The sequence below is a fragment of the Pseudomonas sp. Yb2C2 genome, from assembly GCF_052112325.1.
GTDB lineage: Bacteria > Pseudomonadota > Gammaproteobacteria > Pseudomonadales > Pseudomonadaceae > Aquipseudomonas > Aquipseudomonas marginalis.
Genome location: NZ_JAVAJK010000013.1, coordinates 15,859 through 34,783, shown reverse-complemented (window position 1 = coordinate 34,783; position 18,925 = coordinate 15,859). Strand labels below are relative to the sequence as shown.

Here is an 18,925-nt window from a genome sequence, read left to right as displayed (position 1 = left end):
TCCAAAAAAACCCTGCGTCGGGCGCTATCGTGCATCTGTAGGATGGTGATCGGCTTTCAACCCGTCGATACTTGTCTCCAGGCCCTGCCCACGTCAAAACGACGTTCCGGCCCTTAATGACTTCGTGACGAAAACAATAAAAATGTCGCACAGAGGTACATACGAATGAGCCGTCATGATCATGGTCACGCCAGCCTGCTGGAGGCATTCAGCGCGATGACACTGGAGCTCCAACGCCTGGCGCAGGACAAAGACATAGAACACTTCCACGAAGCGGCGCTGAGCTGCATCCGCCAACTACTGCCCTTCGACAGCGCCTGGTGGGGCCGGGCTGCGCTGATTGACGGCCTGCCGGAAGAACACAGCTCCTACCTCTACAACCTGCCCCGCAGCTACCTGGCCGATTGGCAATCGATTCGTCATATCGATGTGACCATTGCCAGGGTCAACGACGTGCCGGGGCAGGCGGTCATCGTCGACATGCGCAACCCCGCCAACGGCCCGGGGCTCAACTGGCTCGGCTCGTGCTACGCGATCGGTGAATTGCTGTGCGTCGTGTACATCGACCCGCAAACCCACCTCAGCGATCACCTCACGCTCTACCGGGCGCCCGACGCCCCACGCTTTACCGAGCAGGACTGCCTGCTGCTGAACAACCTCATGCGGCACCTGGTGGCGGCGGTCTCGGCCAATCAGATTCGTACCCTGGTCGCCATGCGCGAAGCCCTCACCCACCCGCGCAATCTCGCACTTGCCGTGTGCGACCAGCGCGGCACCCTGCACTGTACGGAACGTGGCTTCGTCGACTTGCTGCTGAGCGAATGGCCGGACTGGACCGGCCCTTGCCTGCCGGTCGCGATGGACGCCGGGGGCTATGACGGCAAGCACCTGCAGGTCGAGGCCTCGACGGTCGGCGACCTGCTCCTGCTGGCCGCCCGCAGCCGTACGGTGCTGATGCAACTGAGCCCTCGGGAGAATGCGGTGGCCCAGGGTTTCGGCGAAGGCAAGACCTACAAGGAAGTCGCCCGCGACCTGGGCATGTCGCCCAATACCGTGCGCCATCACATCCGCGCCATCTACAGCAAACTCGGGGTCAAGGACAAAGCCCGAATCGCCCATTTGCTGCACGCCCCGCCTGATTGATCTGCACCACTGACCCGCGCTGACTTTTTCGCTGTCGTTTTGACGGCCACGGGACACCTTTGCGCTTTTTTTGTCCCCTCTGCCACCCACGGGCGAGCCGTTCGCCACACAACACCTCAAAGAAGAGATGCCATGCCCATGATCCACACCTTCACCCGCACCACCACACTGGCCCTGCTCGGCGGCCTGTCGAGCCTGCACGCCAGTGCGGCCGACCTCAACGCCCGGGACTTTTTCGGCGCCCCCTCGGGTACCAGCCTGGGCGTGCTGTACCTGCCGGCAAGCCGCGCCAGTGACTTCCACGGCCCGGCCGACAGCACCGGCAAGGCCGACCTGAAGGTTAACGCCGTGGCGTACCGCCAAGTGTTCTTCACCGACCTCTGCGGCACCCTCTGTACCCCACAGTTCATCGTGCCTTTCGCCGACATCAACGCCCGCCTGCCGGGTGCCGGCCAACGCAGCGCAGAAAGCGGTTTCGGTGATCCCCAGGTCGGCGGCACGGTGTTTTTCATCAACGATCCGGCCTCGCGCACCTACAGCGGCCTACTGACCCTGATTACCCTGCCTGTGGGCGAATACCATGGTAACAATCCCGATGTGTCGCCCGGTGCCAATCGCTGGGGTACCACCTTCGTTTACAACTACACCCAGGGCATCGGTGAAAAATGGGTGCTGGAAGCCAACCTCGAAGCCCAACTCTATGGCAAGAACGACGACTACTTCGGCAGCGACCTGAAACAGGACCCGCTGTATCGCCTGCAAGCCTTTGCCTCCTACGACTTCACACCCGGCACCTACGGCGCACTGCGACTGATCCACGCCGATGGCGGCGAACTGCGGATCAATGACCAGCGCATCGACAACACCCACAAGCGCTACACCCAAGTGGGGTTCGAGGTTGGTCACTGGCTGGATAAACAGAACCAGTTGATGTTCGGCCTCTCGCAGAACGTCGCCACCGACAACGGCTATCACGGTACCGACGCGCTGCTGCGCCTGGTCCATGTGTTCTGAACCCCCTCATCGGAGCTTGCCCATGAACACCCAGACCCAACCGCTGACCGATGAACGTTCGCGCGCCTCATCCCCATTGGCATTGCTGGCCGCCATTGTGCTGTTCGCTGCCATCACCCCGACCATTCTGATGACCGCACCGGCCGTGGCGGCGCAACTGGCGACGCAATGGCAGTTGAGCCCGTCGCAGATCGGGGACCTGTTCTCCACCGAACTCGGCGCCATGAGCCTGGCCACCCTGCCGGCACTGTGGTGGCTCAAGCGTGTCGACTGGCGCCGCGCCGCCTTGCTGGCCGGGTTGCTGTTCATCGCCGCCAACCTGCTTTCAATGCTGGCCCACGACTACCCGATACTCCTGGCACTGCGCTTTTGCAGCGCCCTGGCCGGTGGCTCGTTGATGATCATCTGCCTGTCCAGTGCGGCCTCCACGGCCCATCCCGGGCGTGTCTACGGGTTATGGGTGATGGGGCAACTGGTGGTCGGGGCGATCGGTTTGAGCATCCTGCCCCAGCTGTTCGAGCACTACGGGTTGTCAGCCTGCTACCTGATCCTCGCCGCCTTGATGACGCTCTTTCTGCCCCTGGCACGGCACTTTCCCCAGGGCAGCCCGGCGCCTGAAAAAGCCGCCGAGCGCATCGCCCTCGCCTCCCGGTGGAAAGCCGCACTGGGCATTCTGGGCCTGCTGAGTTTCTACGTCAGCCTGAGCGGTGTCTGGACCTTTATCGGTTCCATCAGCAGCCATGCCGGCCTCTCTGCCGAGGCCAGTGGCGAGATTCTGGCGCTCGCCACGGTGATGGGCATCGTCGGGGCCGGTTGTACCTCGCTGATCGGCGACCGTCTGCCACGCCTGTTGCTGTTACTGCTGGGGTACGCGTTGATGGCAGGCGCCGTGCTGTTGCTGCTGGGCCAGCCCGACATGCTGCGTTTTGCCTTGGCGGCGCTGCTTTTCAAGTTCACCTGGACCCTCATCCTGCCGCTGGTCCTGGCCTGCCTGGCCGACCTCGACCGCTCCGGAAAATTGATGAACACCTCCAACCTGGTGATCGGTGGCGGCCTGGCCATCGGCCCGACCGTGGCTGGCCGGATGATCGAAGCCAGCGGCGGCTTGCAATCACTGCTGATCGCAGGGGCGTGCATCACCGTGCTGTCCCTGGTGTTGATGCTGAGCAGCCGCCCAAATGCCTGACGGGCCCTTTTACCCCAACGAAAATGGAAAGACGATGAGCCGAAAAAGTGCATTTTTCTTCGACGAACTCAGCCTCTGGCACAGCGCCGGGTTGCACGCCTTGACCTTACCGGTGGGCGGGTGGGTGCAGCCGCCTGCCGCCGCCGGCCACGCCGAGTCACCGGAAACCAAGCGTCGCTTGAAGAGCCTGCTGGACGTTTCCGGTCTGACCCGCCACTTACAGGTGCGCAGTGCCAACGCGGCCACCGATGAAGACCTGCTGCGGGTGCACACGCCCAACTACCTGCAACGCTTCAAGGCGATGAGCGATGCCGGGGGCGGCGAATTGGGCCCCCACGCGCCCATCGGGCCAGGCAGTTATGAAATAGCCAGGCTCTCCGCCGGGCTGGCCATGGCAGCAGTGGATGCGGTGCTGTCCGGCGAAGTCGACAATGCCTATTCTCTGTCACGCCCACCCGGTCACCACTGCCTCGCCGACAACGCCATGGGCTTCTGCTTCCTGGCCAACATCGCCATCGCCATCGAAGCCGCAAAAGCACGGCGTGGCCTGGGCAACGTCGCGGTGATCGACTGGGACGTGCACCACGGCAACGGCACCCAATCGATCTTCGAAGAACGCGGCGACGTGCTGACGATTTCCCTGCATCAGGACGGCTGTTTCCCGGCAGGTTACAGCGGTGAAGCGGATCGCGGGCGCGGCGCGGGGCTGGGTGCGAACATCAATATCCCGCTGCCTCCCGGCAGCGGTCATGAGGCGTATCTGCACGCGATGGAGCGTATCGTGATTCCGGCGCTGGAGCGCTTCGAGCCGGAATTGATCATCGTCGCCTGCGGCTACGACGCCAACGCGGTCGACCCACTGGCGCGAATGCTGTTGCACAGTGACTCGTTCCGGCACATGACCCGTCTTGTACGCCAAGCAGCCGAACGCCTGTGCCAGGGCCGCCTGGTGCTGGTGCACGAAGGCGGCTACTCCGAAGCCTATGTACCGTTTTGCGGGCTGGCGACCATTGAGGAATTGGTGGGCGTCAGGACACAGGTCGGCGACCCGATGCTTGAGTTTGTGCAGTTGCAGCAACCGAACGCGGCGCTGGCGGCGTTTCAGTTGCGCTTAGTCGATGAGTTGGCCGAAGCCCGCTGAGCGTGACGCAAAAAAATCCGATGCCGTTGCCGGCATCGGATTTTGGCCAGTCAGCAGTGGCTGATCAGTCCCTTCAACACCGTCTTGAAGGTGTCGATCTGGTCCTGACTGAACTCGGCGAACACCTTGTCCTGCTGTTCCCGTGCGATGGCCCAGAGGTCTTCGGTCTGTTCAATGCCCGCAGCGGTCAGGCGTACGCCGTGTTCATCATCGTCGACCAGCCCCTTGCGCTTGAGGTTGGCCACGGCGTCGTCGATTTCCCGCACCGGCATCGCCACTTCCCGCAGCAGGTCGCCAGCGCTCAGGCGGGCATCGTTCTCCAGCACCATCAGCATCCGCGCCTCGCTGGTGCGCAGGCCGGTGGACAGTTGCCGGGGCTGGTAGCTGGACTGGTAGGCGCGTACCGCCTGGGTCATCAGGTAATACAGGTTATGGTTCAGGCGCCCCTGGAAGTGGCTGCTCGGCGGTTGGCTTTCGTCGCGCCTGGTCATGCGCGTATGGGGCAGGACCATGGAGTAGGCGCCCTGGTGGTAGAGCAGCGGCGAGCGCCCGAAATCGTCGAAGGCCACCACCTTGCCGATCATGATCCAGTGATCGCCGCCATCCACCTGCTGGTATTTCTCGCAGTGAAAACGTGCCGCACAATCGACGAACACCGGCGCCCCGCCCTCCCCCGGTGCATAGGCGATCTCGGCGAAGCGGTCGTCCTTGGGCCGGGCAAAATTGTTCGACAGGTCGATCTGGTCCGCCGCCAGCACGTTGACCGCGAAGTGGCTGGCCTCCTCGAATACCCCGTGGCTGCTGGAGCGTTTGTCGATGCTCCACAGCACCAGTGGTGGGTCCAGGGACACCGAGTTGAAGCTATTGGCGGTAACGCCCACCTTGCGGCCGGAGGCGTCGGCGGCGGTGACCACGGTCACGCCCGTGGCAAAGTTGCCCAGGGCCCGGCGAAAAGCGCGTGGGTCGAAGGTCGATTCAGACATGCAAGACTCCCGGGCTGCGTCAGGCGCAGCCCTGATTGTTGTTTTCAAAAGCAGCTTCAGATCATGCTCGGATCGGGCTCCAGGCCCATCAACTCGCGGCCGAGGATCTGTGCACAGACGTCGTAGTCGGTGTAGGCATGGGCGCCGGTCATGTGTGAGTCGCGGAACAGGCGCTGCATCTCGTTGTGCTCGAACCAGGCGTTGCCGCCGGCGGCTTCGAACAGACGGTCCACTGCCTGGATGCACATCTTGGTCGCGTAGGCCTGGTTGGTGCGCCAGAACGCCAGGGTCTCGCGGCTGGGGTAGCGCTGCTGCTCACTGTGTTCGGCGTGTTCGTCCCAGGTTTTTTCGAGGAAGGCGCGCGCGGCGGCCACCTGGTGCGTCGACTCGGCCAGGCGCATCAGCGCCGGGGTCGCGGCACCGACTGCCGCGCCGGTGTAGGCGCGCACGCGGGTCCTGGTCTTTTCGCGGAACACCTCCAGCATTCGCTCGGCGACGCCCAGGCTGACGGTGGAAAAGCCACTGGCAAAATAAGGCCGGTACGGTGAGTAGAAAATCTTGCTGTCGGAGTACAGCCCAAAGCCGGCGGACTTGCCTTCCATCATGTCCTTGGCTTTCTGGATGCGGTGTTCCGGCACCCAGGCCTTGTCGATGATCAAGGTCTTGGTGCCGCTGCCTTTCATGCCGGCGGCAAACCAGTCATCGCGGATCTGGTAGTCACTGCGCGGCAGCACCGCGAAGCAGTAATCCTGGGTGCCCTGGGCGTTGTTGCGGCGGAAACCCACGATCGCCCAATCGGCGTGATCACAGCCGCTGCTCCAGCCCATTTCTCCGCTGAACAGCACGCCGCCCTCGACTTCCTCGGTGCGCCCGAACGGCGCGATGCTGCTGCTCGCAGTGGCATCCGGGTCAGCGCCCCAGACCTCCTGCTGCAGTTGGGCCGAGAACAGTGCCAATTGATGGCTGTGGGTACACAACAGGCTCATGGCCCAGGCCGTGCTGGCGCAGGCCCCGGCGAGCAAGGCGATGCAGTCGGCAAACTGCGGCAGCGACAACTCCATGCCGCCGAACACTTTCGGCTGAAACACACGGTGCATGCCGATGCTCTTGAGCAGCGCAATATTCTCGGCGGGCACTTGGCGGTCCTGCTCGGCCACGAAGGCATTGGCGGCGATGGTCGGCAGGATGGACTTGAGGTCTTCAAGGAGCGGGTTTGGCTTTTTCATGGATGGCCCTGCTTATTATTGGATGTCCGGGCAGCGCCAGAAATCAAGGCGTGGCGCCGGATGCAGGGCCAGTATGGAGCGTGCCTTCCTGGCAGGACATGCACCTTCCAGAGTCAAGATTGTACTTTTCAAAGGCTCAGGCTGATACGCCGCGTACAGGCGCTGGCAGCCACAGACATGCCACTGGGCAGCCACAGTCAAGCCCGTTCCGGCCACGGGGATTAACCTCGGGCTTTTCAATGTCTGCCACCAGGAAAAACCCCATGAGCGATATTCCACTGCTGCCCCAGGTTGAAGCCTTCCTCCGTCGAACCCATGGGTTGTTCATTGACGGTGGCTACGTCGAGAGCCATTCCAGCCAGCGGTTGGAGGTGATCAACCCGGCCACCGGCCAGGTCATCGCCGATGTCGCCGACGCCGACCCGGCCGACATTGACGCGGCTGTGGCGTCGGCGAGCCGAGGCTTCAAGCAGTGGTCGCAGGTCGCACCAGCGGTGCGCGGCAACGTGCTGTTCAAACTGGCCGATCTGCTGGAGCAACACCGCGAAGAACTGGCACAGATCGAAACCTGCCAGTCGGGCAAGATCATCCAGATTTCCCGCGCCTTCGAAGTCGACCAGGCCGCGCACTTCCTGCGTTACTACGCCGGCTGGGCCACCAAGATCAGCGGCCAGACCATCACCCCGTCGCTGCCCTCCTTCGCCGGCGAGCGCTACACCGCGTTCACCCTGCGCGAGCCGGTCGGAGTGGTGGTCGGCATCGTGCCGTGGAATTTCTCGACCATGATCGCCATCTGGAAACTCGCCTCGGCGCTGGTAACCGGTTGCAGCATCATCATCAAGCCCAGCGAGTTCACGCCGCTGACCATTCTGCGCATCGCCGAGCTGGCGATTGACGCCGGCCTTCCCGCCGGCGCGCTGAACGTATTGACCGGCGGCGGCAGCGTCGGCAAAGGCCTGATCGAACACCCCGGCACCGACAAGGTGTCGTTCACCGGCTCCGTGCCGACCGGAATTGCGGTGGGCCAGAGTGCCATGGGCGCCGGGCTGACCCGGGCCACCCTTGAGCTGGGCGGCAAGAACTCGGCCGGGTTCCTGCCCGATGTGGACCTGGACAAGGCCGTCAACGGCATCCTCGAAGCGGGCTTTTTGCACTCCGGGCAAATCTGCGCCGCCGCCGAACGCTTCTTTGTGCATCGTTCGCAGATCGAAACGGTGATGGGCAAACTGGCCCAGCGCCTGAGCACGCTGAACATCGGCTCGCCTCTGGACGAGCGCACCGAATTCGGCCCGGTCACCAACCGCCAGCACCAGCTCAAACTCGGCGAGTTCTTCGCCAAGGCCCGTGCCGAAAACAACCGCATCATTCACGGTGGCAACCTGATCGACCGTCCGGGCTGTTACGTCGAGCCGACGATCATCCTCGCCAACAGCGTCAACGACACCCTGCTCAACGAGGAGACCTTCGGCCCCATTGCCACGTTCTTGCCGTACGACAGCGAAGAAGAACTGCTGGCCTTGATGAACAACACACCCTACGGCTTGAGCGCCAGCCTGTGGACCAACGACCTCAGCAAAGCCTTGCGCATGGTGCCCGCCATCGAGGCCGGCACGGTGTGGGTGAACATGCACACGATGCTGGACCCGGCGGTGCCGTTTGGCGGCAACAAGTCCTCGGGGGTAGGCCGGGAGTTCGGCAGCGCCTTCATCGAGGATTACACCGAGTTGAAGTCAGTGATGATTCGCTACTGAATCCAACCAGTGGATCCATTGATATGTAAGTATCCGATAATCGCCCAATAAATCAACCAAAATAGATTGACTCTCCATCAGGCCAGCCATTTAATGGATCCATTAAATAAAAACAATCCGCGCCTGGAGAGTCATCATGTACCCCAAAAACACATGGTATGTCGCCTGCACCCCCGATGAAATCGCGCACAAGCCGCTGGGTCGACAGATCTGTGGCGAAAAGATGGTGTTTTATCGTGGCCAGGAAGGCGCCGTGGTGGCGGTCGAGGACTTCTGCCCCCATCGCGGCGCGCCGCTTTCACTGGGGTATGTCGAGAACGGCAACCTGGTCTGCGGCTACCACGGCCTGGTCATGGGCGGCGACGGCAAGACCGTGGAAATGCCCGGCCAGCGGGTACGTGGTTTTCCCTGCAACAAGACCTTTGCCGCCGTTGAACGCTACGGCTTCATCTGGGTATGGCCCGGCGATCAGAGCCAGGCCGACCCGGCGCTGATCCATCACCTGGAATGGGCCGTGAGTGACCAGTGGGCCTATGGCGGCGGGCTGTTCGATATCCAGTGCGACTACCGCCTGATGATCGACAACCTGATGGACCTGACCCACGAAACCTATGTGCACGCCTCCAGCATCGGCCAGAAGGAAATCGACGAAGCCCCGCCCGTGACCACGGTGGACGGCGATGAAGTGGTCACCGCCCGGCACATGGAAAACATCATGGCCCCGCCGTTCTGGCGCATGGCCCTGCGCGGCAATAACCTTGCCGATGACGTGCCGGTGGACCGCTGGCAGATCTGCCGCTTCACCCCGCCCAGCCATGTGCTCATCGAAGTCGGCGTGGCCCACGCCGGCAAAGGTGGCTATAACGCCGCCCCCGAACACAAGGCTGCGAGCATCGTGGTCGACTTCATCACCCCGCAAACCGACACTTCGATCTGGTACTTCTGGGGCATGGCGCGCAACTTCAACCCCCACGATGAGGCACTGACGGCAAGCATTCGCGAGGGCCAGGGCAAGATTTTCAGCGAGGACCTGGAGATGCTCGAACGCCAGCAACAGAACCTGCTGGCCCATCCGCAGCGCAACCTGCTCAAGTTGAATATCGACGCGGGTGGCGTGCAATCGCGCAAGATCCTGGAGCGACTGATTGCCAAGGAACGCGCCCTCGAACCGCAACTGATCGCCACCACCACCGCCTGAACAGCGCGACAACTTTGCGAGGACTGAACATGATCGATGTGGTGGTGGTATCCCGTAACAACGAAGCCCAGGACATTTGCAGCTATGAACTGGCCAGTGTCGATGGCCAGCCGCTGCCGGCCTTCAGTGCCGGCGCGCATATTGACCTGCACCTGCCCGATGGGGTGATCCGGCAATATTCCCTGTGCAATCACCCCGAGGAACGTCATCGCTACCTGATCGGCGTGCTCAAGGACCCGGCCTCCCGGGGCGGCTCGCGCAGCCTGCACGAGCAGGTCCACGAGGGCACCCGCCTGACCATCAGCGAGCCACGCAACCTGTTTCCCCTGGTCCACGACGCGCGTCGCAGCCTGCTGTTTGCCGGTGGCATCGGCATCACCCCGATCCTGTGCATGGCTGAGCGCCTGGCCCATGCGGGAGCCGACTTCGAACTGCATTACTGCGCCCGCGCCAGTGAGCGCGCGGCATTTGTGCAGCGGCTCAAGGCGTCGCCGTTTGCCGAGCGGGTGTTCCTGCATTTCGATGAGCAGCCGCACACCGCGTTGAACATCGCCGAAGTGCTGGCGGCGCCTGCCGATGACGTGCACCTGTATGTCTGCGGTCCTGGCGGGTTCATGCAGCATGTACTCGACAGCGCACGCGCACAGGGCTGGCAGGAAGACTGCCTGCACCGCGAATACTTCAGCGCGGCACCGGTGGACAGCAGCCTCGACGGCGGCTTTTCGGTAAAGCTCGGCAGCAGCGGCCAGGTCTTCGAAATCCCCGCCGACAAGACCGTGGTCCAGGTCCTGGAAAGCCATGGCATCGAGATTGCCGTGTCCTGCGAACAAGGGATTTGCGGCACCTGCCTGACCCGTGTGCTGGAGGGCATACCGGAGCACCGCGACCTGTTCCTCACCGAACAGGAACAGGCCCTGAATGACCAGTTCACCCCCTGCTGCTCGCGCTCGAAAACCCCGCTGCTGGTACTCGATATCTGACAGGGTTCACGACGCGGGCAAAATCACCTTCATGCGCGCAGCGGCGGTGGCTGAACTGAAGATCTCGGCATAGCGCAACGTCGCATTGGCGTGCTCGCGCATGATGGCTTCGGCCCGCGCGCCCTGGCGATTGACCAGGGCATCGAAAACCGAATGATGCTGCATGTGGGCATAGTTGAAGCGTCGGTACTCGCGGGCCATGTCCTCGCGATCCACCGCCAGCGCCGTCACCGAGGCGAACGGCAGGTGATCATTGCGGGCCAGCGCGTCGGCGATCGCCGGGTTGTGGCTGCCTTCGACGATGACCTGGTGAAAGCGCATGTTCAGGTCGTGATAGACCTCAAGGTCATCCTCGGTCACATAGCCCTTTTCGAACAGTTGGTCGCCTTCCACCAGGCAGCGCTCCAGCGCCGCACGCGCCGCGTCGGATAAACCAAGCTCGGCGGTCTGACGCGCTGCCAGGCCCTCAAGCACGCCGCGCACTTCGACGGCGCCGGCAATGTCGCTGGGGCTGACCGAACGCACCTGATAGCCGCGCCCGCCAAACGGCACCAGCAGTCCTTCCTGTTCGAGGGTACGAAAGGCCATGCGCACGGGCATGCGCGACACGCCGAACAGCTGCGCCGTGGGAATCTCCATCAGCCGCTCGCCCGCCGCCAACTCCCCGCTGGCAATCATCTTGCGCAGTGCAACCAGCACCAATTGACCGGGTTTACTCATCCAGGCAACTTCCAGAAAACGTGAGCCGCCATGGTACCGCAAGTAGTACCGCAAGCACCTGGCCGCGTCAGATGAACGCCAGCGCTGCCCGTGCCCCGTCTATGGCGCCCAGGTGCTGGGCCAGCCGCGACGGCAGGTAATCGAAAAAGAACCCGGCGCTTTGCAGCTTGGCGGCACGCAGCGGATCGTCTTCGCGCAGGGCCCTGGAGACCCGCGCGGCCCGCGCCCAGGCAAAGGCCAGCAACGCGACGCCACAGAGCTGGAGGAAATCCGGCGCCGCCCGATAGGGGTATTCACTGTCCTCGTGGGTGCGTTCACGGATGGCGTGCACCACCCTGGCCAACGCGTCGCACAGGTTGGCCAACGCGCCGGAAAAGCCTGCGCATTCCTCATACTGCGCGCCCTGCCCGGCCTCGGCGCGCAACTCGGCCAGCAGCAGGCCAAAGGCTCGCCCCTCATCCCCCAGCACCTTGCGCAGCAACAGGTCATTGGCCTGGATCTCGTTACTGCCCTCGTAGATCATCGCGATGCGACTGTCGCGCAGGGTTTGCTCGATGGCGAACTCGGTGACGTAGCCGTAACCGCCGAACACCTGCAGCCCATGGCTGGCCTGGCGAAAGCCCTGTTCGGTGAAAAACGCCTTGATGATGGGCGTCAGCAGCGGCGCCAAGCGGGCGGCCGACGAGTCCTGGTCATGCTCGGCCTGATCAAGCAGGTGCGCCGCCCAATACCCGATGGCGCGCATGCCCTCGCTGGTCGTGCGCAGCTCCAGCAACACGCGGCGCATGGCCGGATGATAACGGATCGGGTCAGCCGCCTGGGCGACCACCTCTTCCGGCCGGCATGGCGCACGCATCTGCAAGCGCTCGGCGGCGTACTGGCGGGCGTTCTGCCAGGCCGCCTCGACATGCCCCAGGCCTTGCAGGCCCACATGCAGGCGCGCCGAATTCATCATCACGAACATCGCAGCCAGGCCGCGATGGGCCTCGCCGATCAGCCAGCCCTGGGCGGCGTCGAACACCAGGGAACAGGTGGCGCTGCCCTTGATGCCCATCTTGTGTTCGATGCCGTCGCAGTGCACGCCATTGGCCTGGCCATCGTCCAGTTGCTTGGGCACCAGGAACAGTGAAATACCACGGCTGCCCGGCGGCGCATCGGGCAGGCGCGCCAGCACCAGGTGCAGGATATTCGCCGTGAGGTCATGCTCGCCGCCGGAGATAAACAGCTTGCTGCCGCTGAGGCGATAACTGCCATCCGCCTGGGGCTGCGCGCGACAGCGCAGCAAGCCGACATCGCTGCCGGCCTGGGACTCGGTCAGGCACATGGTAGGCAAGGCCTGGCCACTGACAATGTCGGGCAGGTAGCGCGCCTGCAACCAAGGAGCGGCGTGGGTCTTGAGGCACAGGTAGGCGCCGTGGGCGATGCCGGTGTACATGGCCCAGGCGTGGTTGCTGGCATAGAGCATCTCTTGCAGCGCCGCATCGAGCAGTTGCGGCAAGCCCTGGCCGCCGTGTACCTCGGCACACGCCAGCGCCGGCCAGCCCCCTTCGACATAGGCGCGATAGGCCTCGACGAAGCCGTCCGGGGTGCTGACCCGGCCCGCCTGCCAGCGGCAGCCCTGGCGATCACCGCTGCTATTCAACGGCGCCAGCACGCCCTGACTGAAGCGTGCCGCCTCCTCCAGCACCTGTACCGCCAGCGGCAGGTCCAGGGCCGCGAATGCCGGGTGGCGCTGCCAGGTATCGGGCGCCTGCAGCCAGTGTTCCAGGACAAATTGCATATCGCCCAGGGGCGCCTCATAGCTCCACATCGGGACACCTCATCGACTAAGAAAAACCATCAAGCGCGGTAAGCAGGGTTCTCGATCAGCAACGCCATGCCCTGCCCGCCGCCCACGCACGCTGCGGCAATCCCGTAGCGCAGGTTGTGCTGGCGCAGTTGCCGGGCCAGGGTCATCACCAGGCGCAGGCCGGTAGCGGCCAGGGGATGCCCCAGGGCAAGCGAGCCGCCCTGGACGTTGAGGCGGGTGCTGTCCAGCTCCAGTTCATGGGCCACCGCCAGTACCTGGGCGGCCTGGGCTTCGTTGATCTCGAAGCGGCCGATGTCACTCAGGTTCAAGCCGCTGCGTTGCAGCAGCAGGCGGATCGCCGGTGCCGGGCCGATGCCCATGAACTCGGGGGCCACGCCGACCACCGCGCTGGCCAGCAGCCGCGCCAGGGCCGGACGTGTGCAGGCCGAGGCACGCCCCACCAAAGCCGCCGCCGCGCCATCGACCACCGCGCAACTGTTGCCGGCGGTTTGCACGCCGCCTGGATGCACGGCGCGCAAGCGTGCCAGGGCATTAAGGTCGGTGGGACGTGGGTGGCTGTCGGCGCTGACGGCACTCGCCCGACGCGCCAAGCTGATGCCCCTGGGCTGGTACCCCTCAAGCTCGAACACCTGGTTATCGACCGTGACGATTTCTTCCGCCCACGCGCCGTCACATTGCGCTTGCAAGGCGCGCTGATGGCTGTCGCAGGCGTGGCGGTCCACGGCCTTGCGGCTCAGGCCATAACGGCGCGCCAGGTTGTCGGCGGTGGCGATCATGTCCAGGCCGGGGGCCGGGTCGTACAGGGCCTCCCAGAGAAAATCCTTGAATTGCACTTCGCCGCCGAGTCGAAACCCATCCCGATGGGTGTAGGCCGCAATCGGGTTGCGCGACATGGATTCACTGGCCACGCACAGGGCCAGTTGCACCTCGTCGCGCACCTGTTCAGCGGCCTGGCGCAGCAGTTCGAAACCGGTGGCGCAGATGCGCTGCACCCCCAGTGCCGGGACTGCTTGCGCCACCCCGCTGTACAGGCCGATATGCCGTGGCAGCAAGTAGGCATCGAAACTGGCCTGGGCCATGGAGCCGGCCAGCACGCTGTCCACCGCCAGGGGGTCGATGCCGGCCCGGGCCAACACTTCACGGCCGACCTTGATGCCCAGATCGATGGGCGACACCTGGGACAGTGCGCCGCCAAGGTCGACCCACGGCGTGCGCACCGCCTCGAAAATCACCGCATCGGCAAACGCCGAGTACTGCCCGGCGCTGTTCAAGGCTTGGGCCCGGCGCGCAGGATCGCAGGGTCTTCACCGCGATACAGCGCCTCGACCCTGGCCGCGCGCCATTGCAGCACGGCGCGCTGGTTGATCGAGCCTTTGTCGGTGATTTCCCCGCGATCGATGGACGCTGGCTCGTCGAGCAGGGCAATCCATTCCAGGCGACTGGCATTGCCGGTGGCCTCGCGGTTGAGGCGCTGCAACCAGTCGCCGAACCACTGGCGTACCGGCGCGCTGGCCAGCACCTCGGCGTCGCTGGCGTCGGCGCTCAAGCCGGCCAGCCGACGGCACTCGTAGAGCCGGGGGAATACCAGGGCGCCCAGGCATTCGCGGTCCGGCGCAGCAATCACCAGGTCTTGCACATAGGGCGCGCCATCGAGCACCGCGCGATTGCGCAACGGGCCGACACTGACAAACACCCCGGAAGACAACTTGAAATCCTCGGCGATGCGCCCGTCGAACATCAGCCCCAATTGCGGCTGGTGCGGGTCGGCGAGCTTGATCGCGTCACCTGAACAGTAGAAACCCTGGTCGTCGAACACCTCGGCGGTTTGCTCCGGCGCCCGCCAGTACCCCGGCATGATGTGCGGCCCGCGGAAGCGCCCTTCGAACTTGCCGTCCAACGGCACCAGGCGCACCTCGCAGCCGGGCGCAGGCAAGCCGATATAGCCGGCCATGGACAACGGCCCGGTGGTGAAGGTGCAGGACGGCGCGGCTTCGGTCATGCCCAGCCCGGCCATCATGCGGATACGTTCACCGCAGTGCTGTTCAGCCACGCGGTCGAGGCGATCCCAGATACTTTGCGACAGGCCGGCGGCGGCGAAGAAGAACAGTTTCATCCGCGCAAAAAACCGTTCGCGCAACTCGGCGTCCTGTTCCAGGGCGTTGACCAATTCTTCCCAGCCCTTGGGCACCGTCAAATAGGCCGTGGGCGAAACCTCCTTGAGGTTGCGCAGGGTCTCGGCAAAGCCCTGGACCGTGGGCTTGCCGTCGTCGAGGTAAAAGGTGCCGCCGTTGTAGAGCACGATGCCGACGTTATGGCTACCGCCAAACGTATGGTTCCACGGCAGCCAGTCCACCAGTACCGGCGGTTCCTCACCGAACACCGGAAATGTCTGCAACAGCATTTGCTGGTTGGCGCAGAGCATGCGCTGGGTGGTGACCACGGCCTTGGGCAATTTGGTCGAGCCCGAGGTGAAGAGAAACTTGGCGATGCTGTCGGGGCCGGTGGCCTGGAACGCCGCGTCGGCCTCAGCGCCGCCCGGCGTTTCCAGCAGGCTGGCGAAGCTGACCTGAGTGCGCCCAGGCAGGTGGCCGCGCACGCTGATCAGCGGGGTCTCGGCCGGCAAGACAGCGTCGATGGCGCGCTGGTAAGCCGCCGCATCGCTGACGAACACCAGCCCCGGTTGCAGCAGGTCGCACACATGCCGCAGCTTGGCGAAATCCTGGGACAACAACGAATACGCCGGCGATACCGGGCAGTAGGGAATACCGGCGTACATCGCGCCGAGGGCGACCTGCAAATGCTCGATGTCATTGCCCGACAGCAAGGCCAGCGGCTTGTGCGCCGAGAGCCCGTAACTCAACAGGCCCTGGGCAATCGCACGCACGCTGTCGAGCATCTCGCGGTAGCTGACCCGGCGCCAATCACCACCGGCCTGGCGTGCCGCGATAAACGTCTGCTCGGGGCGCACCTGGGCCCAATGCACCAGGCGATCGAGCAGGCGCGCCGGCAACTCGGCCAGGGGCTCCAGGGAGCGCATATGCAGCACGCCGTGTTCTTCAGTGACCGCCACCGCTGCGTGGCCAATGGAGACCTCGCGGTATCGCGGTGCGGGCTGGGGTTGCGGTCTGAATTCGGAACTCACAAGGGTGTCCTCCAGCAAGGCGGATCAACGCCGCCTTGTTATTGTTATGTCGCGACGCCTGCTCAGATCGGGTAATGCCGTGGCCCGTTCTGCAAGGTCACCCAGCGCAATTGCGTGAAGTGCTCGATCGAGGCCTTGCCGCCAAAGCTGCCGTAGCCGCTGGACTTGACCCCGCCAAACGGCATCTGCGCCTCGTCATGCACGGTCGGGCCGTTGATATGGCAAATGCCCGACTCGACCCGCTGCGCCAGGGCCAGTGCACGCCCGGTGTCACGGCTGAAGATCGCCGCCGAGAGGCCGAACTCGGAGTCGTTGGCCAGGCGCAGCAACGCTTCATCCCCGTCACCACGCAGCAGCACCGCCACCGGGCCGAAGGATTCTTCGCGGTACAGGCGCATATGCTCGGTAACGCCATCGATCAGAGTCGGCTGCAGGATGCTGCCGTCCAGTTGGCCACCCACCACCAGCCGCGCGCCCTTGGCGAGGGCATCGTCGATCAGGGCCTTGATGCGTGTGCCAGCGCCGGCATCCACCAGGGAACCCAGGACCGAATCCGCCGCCACGGGATCGCCCGCGCGCAGGGTCGCGACCTTGGCCGCGAGCTTGGCGGTGAACGCATCGGCGACCTTGGCATCGACAATCAGGCGCTCGGTGGACATGCAAATCTGGCCCTGGTTGAAATAGGCGCCAAAGGCCGCCGCTGCCACCGCCGCGTCGAGGTCGGCGTCGTCGAGCACCAGCAACGGCGCCTTGCCGCCCAGTTCCAGCAACGCCGGCTTGAGGTGACGCGCCGAGAGCTCGCCGACAATCCGCCCCACATGGGTCGAGCCGGTGAAGTTGACCCGGCGCACGGCCGGGTTGGCGATCAGGCGCTCGACAATCGCAGCGGCATCCGCCGGGGCATTGCTGATGACATTGACCACGCCATCGCCCAGGCCGGCGTCCTGCAACACCTGGCCAATCAGGCGGTGCACCGCCGGGCTCAGCTCCGAGGCCTTGAGCACCACGGTGTTGCCGCAGGCCAACGGCATGGCGATGGCACGTGTGGCGAGGATCACCGGGGCATTCCACGGCGCGATACCCAGCACCACGCCGCAAGGTTGACGCAAGGCCATGGCGAAACTGCCGGGGACATCGGAGGGGATCACTTCACCGGTGATCTGGGTGGTCATCGACGCCGCTTCGCGCAGCATATTGGCCGCCAGGCGCACGTTGAAGCCATACCAGTTGGCCATGGCGCCGGTCTCGCCGGCGGCGGCAATGAATTCGGCGCTGCGGGCCTGCAACTGCTCGGCTGCCTTGAGCAGCCGAGTGCGGCGTTCGTTGGGCGCCAGCGCCGCCCACGCGGGGAATGCGGCGTGGGCGGCCGCTACGGCGGCGTCGGCATCTTCCAGGGTGGCGGCAGCCACCCGCGAGACCACTTCACCGGTCACCGGGTTGCGGCGCTCGAAGGTTCGACCGTCACGGGCGGGGCACGACTGGCCGCCGATCAACAGGGGCACGTCCAGCATGGTGATTCCTCTTTATTGTCTTTATCGGGAATACGTTCAAGCAGGGTACAACGGCGCGGCCAGGCGGCCGCGCCCTTCAGCGTTTATACGCCTGCAGGCCAGGCTTGATGCTCTTGTCGTCGAGGAACTGCTTCATGCCCTGCTCGCGACCGCCTTCGGTGTCGAGCAGGCGCGACTGATCGAGCTTGGCGTAGAGGTAATCCTCGTTCTGCTCCCAGGTCAATTCGCGGCAGCGCTTGAAGCCATGCTTGGCGGCACGCAGCACCACCGGGTTTTTCTCCAGCAGGTTGCGCGCCAGTTCGATGGTCACGTCGCGCAGTTGAGCCAGCGGCACGCTTTCGTTGACCAGGCCCATTTCGGCGGCTTTCTGCCCGCCAAAGGTCTTGCCGGTCATGATGTAGTACAGCGATTGGCGATGGCCCACGGTGTCGGCCATGGCCTTGCTCACCAGGTTGCCCGGCGGGATGCCCCAGTTGATTTCCGAGAGGCCGAAGGTGGCTTCATCCGCACAGATCGCCAGGTCGCAGGCCACCAGCGGGCTGAAGCCACCGCCGAAGCACCAGCCATTGACCATGGCGATGGTGGGTTTGGCGTACATGCGCAGCAGTTTCCATTGCCATTGCGAGGCTTCGCGGCGGATTTTTTCCTGGAGGATTTCCGGGCCGGCGTCCACCTCGCGAAAGTATTCCTTGAGGTCCATGCCGGCGGTCCAGGCTTCACCCGCGCCAGTCAGCACCAGCACGCCGGCGGCAGGGTCCTGCTCGAGGGTTTCAAGAACGTCGATCATTTCCCGGTTCAGGGTCGGGCTCATGGCGTTGCGTTTTTCCGGACGATTGAGAATGACCCAGGCGATGCCTTCTTCGATCTCAACCTTGACAGTGGTCCAACGGCCTTCGTAATTGCTCATGGCGGTACGCTCTTGTTCTGGGGTTTGAAGATGATTCGAAATTAAACCGCAAATATAGTTATGTCAATTAACTATTAATACGGATAACCAATATTTTTACGCGATGAAACCTGCGTTTTCCAGGCGTTGTGAAAAGCCGGCATAGCCATGGCGCGTTAACCCCGGCAAACTAGATAGCCTTCTTAACCTCCACCCTTTGAGGATTGCACTGCC

At 64.0% G+C, this 18,925-nt stretch carries 15 protein-coding genes; 7 read left to right on the top strand and 8 right to left on the bottom strand.

Annotated elements, in window-relative coordinates; genetic code table 11:
• Nucleotides 1–165: 165 nt before the first annotated feature.
• The 4 genes from Q8X51_RS18685 (at nt 166) to Q8X51_RS18670 (ending at nt 4,484) form a co-directional block, all read left to right on the top strand.
• Nucleotides 166–1,143: a helix-turn-helix transcriptional regulator gene (locus Q8X51_RS18685; protein WP_065923943.1), complete on the top strand. Its 978-nt coding sequence runs from the start codon at nt 166–168 to the stop codon at nt 1,141–1,143.
• A gap of 132 nt (nt 1,144–1,275) precedes the next feature.
• Nucleotides 1,276–2,157: a transporter gene (locus Q8X51_RS18680; protein WP_137212996.1), complete on the top strand. Its 882-nt coding sequence runs from the start codon at nt 1,276–1,278 to the stop codon at nt 2,155–2,157.
• A gap of 22 nt (nt 2,158–2,179) precedes the next feature.
• The gene (locus Q8X51_RS18675) at nt 2,180–3,343 is read left to right on the top strand and encodes an MFS transporter (protein ID WP_407694816.1); all 1,164 of its coding nucleotides are present in this window, start codon (nt 2,180–2,182) and stop codon (nt 3,341–3,343) included.
• A gap of 34 nt (nt 3,344–3,377) precedes the next feature.
• The gene (locus Q8X51_RS18670; RefSeq protein WP_065948002.1) at nt 3,378–4,484 is read left to right on the top strand and encodes a class II histone deacetylase; all 1,107 of its coding nucleotides are present in this window, start codon (nt 3,378–3,380) and stop codon (nt 4,482–4,484) included.
• Between the two features lie 50 nt (nt 4,485–4,534).
• On the opposite strand, the gene Q8X51_RS18665 is transcribed toward Q8X51_RS18670, so the two are convergent.
• Entirely contained in the window at nt 4,535–5,467 is a 933-nt protein-coding gene (locus Q8X51_RS18665; RefSeq protein WP_407694817.1) for a p-hydroxyphenylacetate 3-hydroxylase reductase component, read from the bottom strand.
• A 56-nt stretch (nt 5,468–5,523) separates the two neighbouring features.
• The gene (locus Q8X51_RS18660; RefSeq protein WP_407694819.1) at nt 5,524–6,693 is read right to left on the bottom strand and encodes a p-hydroxyphenylacetate 3-hydroxylase oxygenase component; all 1,170 of its coding nucleotides are present in this window, start codon (nt 6,691–6,693) and stop codon (nt 5,524–5,526) included.
• A gap of 263 nt (nt 6,694–6,956) precedes the next feature.
• Here Q8X51_RS18660 and Q8X51_RS18655 point away from each other — a divergent pair, with 263 nt between their 5' ends.
• The 3 genes from Q8X51_RS18655 (at nt 6,957) to Q8X51_RS18645 (ending at nt 10,622) form a co-directional block, all read left to right on the top strand.
• Nucleotides 6,957–8,444 (top strand): aldehyde dehydrogenase family protein, encoded by a 1,488-nt coding sequence (locus Q8X51_RS18655; protein ID WP_407694820.1) that lies wholly within the window; start codon nt 6,957–6,959, stop codon nt 8,442–8,444.
• A 136-nt stretch (nt 8,445–8,580) separates the two neighbouring features.
• Nucleotides 8,581–9,642, top strand: a complete 1,062-nt coding sequence (locus Q8X51_RS18650) for an aromatic ring-hydroxylating oxygenase subunit alpha (RefSeq protein ID WP_065948005.1) — start codon at nt 8,581–8,583, stop codon at nt 9,640–9,642.
• 29 nt (nt 9,643–9,671) lie between these two features.
• Nucleotides 9,672–10,622 carry a PDR/VanB family oxidoreductase gene (locus tag Q8X51_RS18645; protein WP_065923937.1) on the top strand — a complete coding sequence of 317 codons (951 nt, stop codon included), beginning with the start codon at nt 9,672–9,674 and terminating at the stop codon, nt 10,620–10,622.
• 6 nt (nt 10,623–10,628) lie between these two features.
• Here Q8X51_RS18645 and Q8X51_RS18640 read toward each other — a convergent pair whose 3' ends face one another.
• The 6 genes from Q8X51_RS18640 to Q8X51_RS18615 all read right to left on the bottom strand — a co-directional run bounded on the left by Q8X51_RS18640 (nt 10,629) and on the right by Q8X51_RS18615 (nt 18,712).
• Nucleotides 10,629–11,342, bottom strand: coding sequence for a GntR family transcriptional regulator (locus tag Q8X51_RS18640; RefSeq protein WP_065939635.1), 714 nt, complete (start codon nt 11,340–11,342; stop codon nt 10,629–10,631).
• A 67-nt stretch (nt 11,343–11,409) separates the two neighbouring features.
• Entirely contained in the window at nt 11,410–13,152 is a 1,743-nt protein-coding gene (locus Q8X51_RS18635; RefSeq protein WP_407694821.1) for an acyl-CoA dehydrogenase, read from the bottom strand.
• Between the two features lie 29 nt (nt 13,153–13,181).
• The gene (locus Q8X51_RS18630) at nt 13,182–14,423 is read right to left on the bottom strand and encodes a thiolase family protein (RefSeq protein WP_407694822.1); all 1,242 of its coding nucleotides are present in this window, start codon (nt 14,421–14,423) and stop codon (nt 13,182–13,184) included.
• Complete coding sequence (locus tag Q8X51_RS18625) at nt 14,420–16,294, bottom strand: feruloyl-CoA synthase (protein WP_407694823.1); 1,875 nt, start codon at nt 16,292–16,294, stop codon at nt 14,420–14,422. The genes Q8X51_RS18630 and Q8X51_RS18625 overlap by 4 nt, the downstream gene beginning before the upstream one ends.
• 62 nt (nt 16,295–16,356) lie before the next feature.
• Entirely contained in the window at nt 16,357–17,805 is a 1,449-nt protein-coding gene (locus tag Q8X51_RS18620) for an aldehyde dehydrogenase (RefSeq protein ID WP_053139707.1), read from the bottom strand.
• A 76-nt stretch (nt 17,806–17,881) separates the two neighbouring features.
• Nucleotides 17,882–18,712, bottom strand: coding sequence for a p-hydroxycinnamoyl CoA hydratase/lyase (locus Q8X51_RS18615; RefSeq protein ID WP_065923932.1), 831 nt, complete (start codon nt 18,710–18,712; stop codon nt 17,882–17,884).
• Nucleotides 18,713–18,925 lie beyond the last annotated feature (213 nt).

Bases quoted from the DNA above. Each gene is read 5' to 3' on its own strand.
- Q8X51_RS18640 (WP_065939635.1), bottom strand. From the start codon at position 11,342: ATGAGTAAACCCGGTCAATTGGTGCTGGTTGCACTGCGCAAGATGATT.
- Q8X51_RS18655 (WP_407694820.1), top strand. From the start codon at position 6,957: ATGAGCGATATTCCACTGCTGCCCCAGGTTGAAGCCTTCCTCCGTCGA.
- Q8X51_RS18670 (WP_065948002.1), top strand. From the start codon at position 3,378: ATGAGCCGAAAAAGTGCATTTTTCTTCGACGAACTCAGCCTCTGGCAC.
- Q8X51_RS18685 (WP_065923943.1), top strand. From the start codon at position 166: ATGAGCCGTCATGATCATGGTCACGCCAGCCTGCTGGAGGCATTCAGC.
- Q8X51_RS18680 (WP_137212996.1), top strand. From the start codon at position 1,276: ATGCCCATGATCCACACCTTCACCCGCACCACCACACTGGCCCTGCTC.
- Q8X51_RS18675 (WP_407694816.1), top strand. From the start codon at position 2,180: ATGAACACCCAGACCCAACCGCTGACCGATGAACGTTCGCGCGCCTCA.
- Q8X51_RS18645 (WP_065923937.1), top strand. From the start codon at position 9,672: ATGATCGATGTGGTGGTGGTATCCCGTAACAACGAAGCCCAGGACATT.
- Q8X51_RS18650 (WP_065948005.1), top strand. From the start codon at position 8,581: ATGTACCCCAAAAACACATGGTATGTCGCCTGCACCCCCGATGAAATC.
- Q8X51_RS18665 (WP_407694817.1), bottom strand. From the start codon at position 5,467: ATGTCTGAATCGACCTTCGACCCACGCGCTTTTCGCCGGGCCCTGGGC.
- Q8X51_RS18620 (WP_053139707.1), bottom strand. From the start codon at position 17,805: ATGCTGGACGTGCCCCTGTTGATCGGCGGCCAGTCGTGCCCCGCCCGT.
- Q8X51_RS18660 (WP_407694819.1), bottom strand. From the start codon at position 6,693: ATGAAAAAGCCAAACCCGCTCCTTGAAGACCTCAAGTCCATCCTGCCG.
- Q8X51_RS18615 (WP_065923932.1), bottom strand. From the start codon at position 18,712: ATGAGCAATTACGAAGGCCGTTGGACCACTGTCAAGGTTGAGATCGAA.
- Q8X51_RS18635 (WP_407694821.1), bottom strand. From the start codon at position 13,152: ATGTGGAGCTATGAGGCGCCCCTGGGCGATATGCAATTTGTCCTGGAA.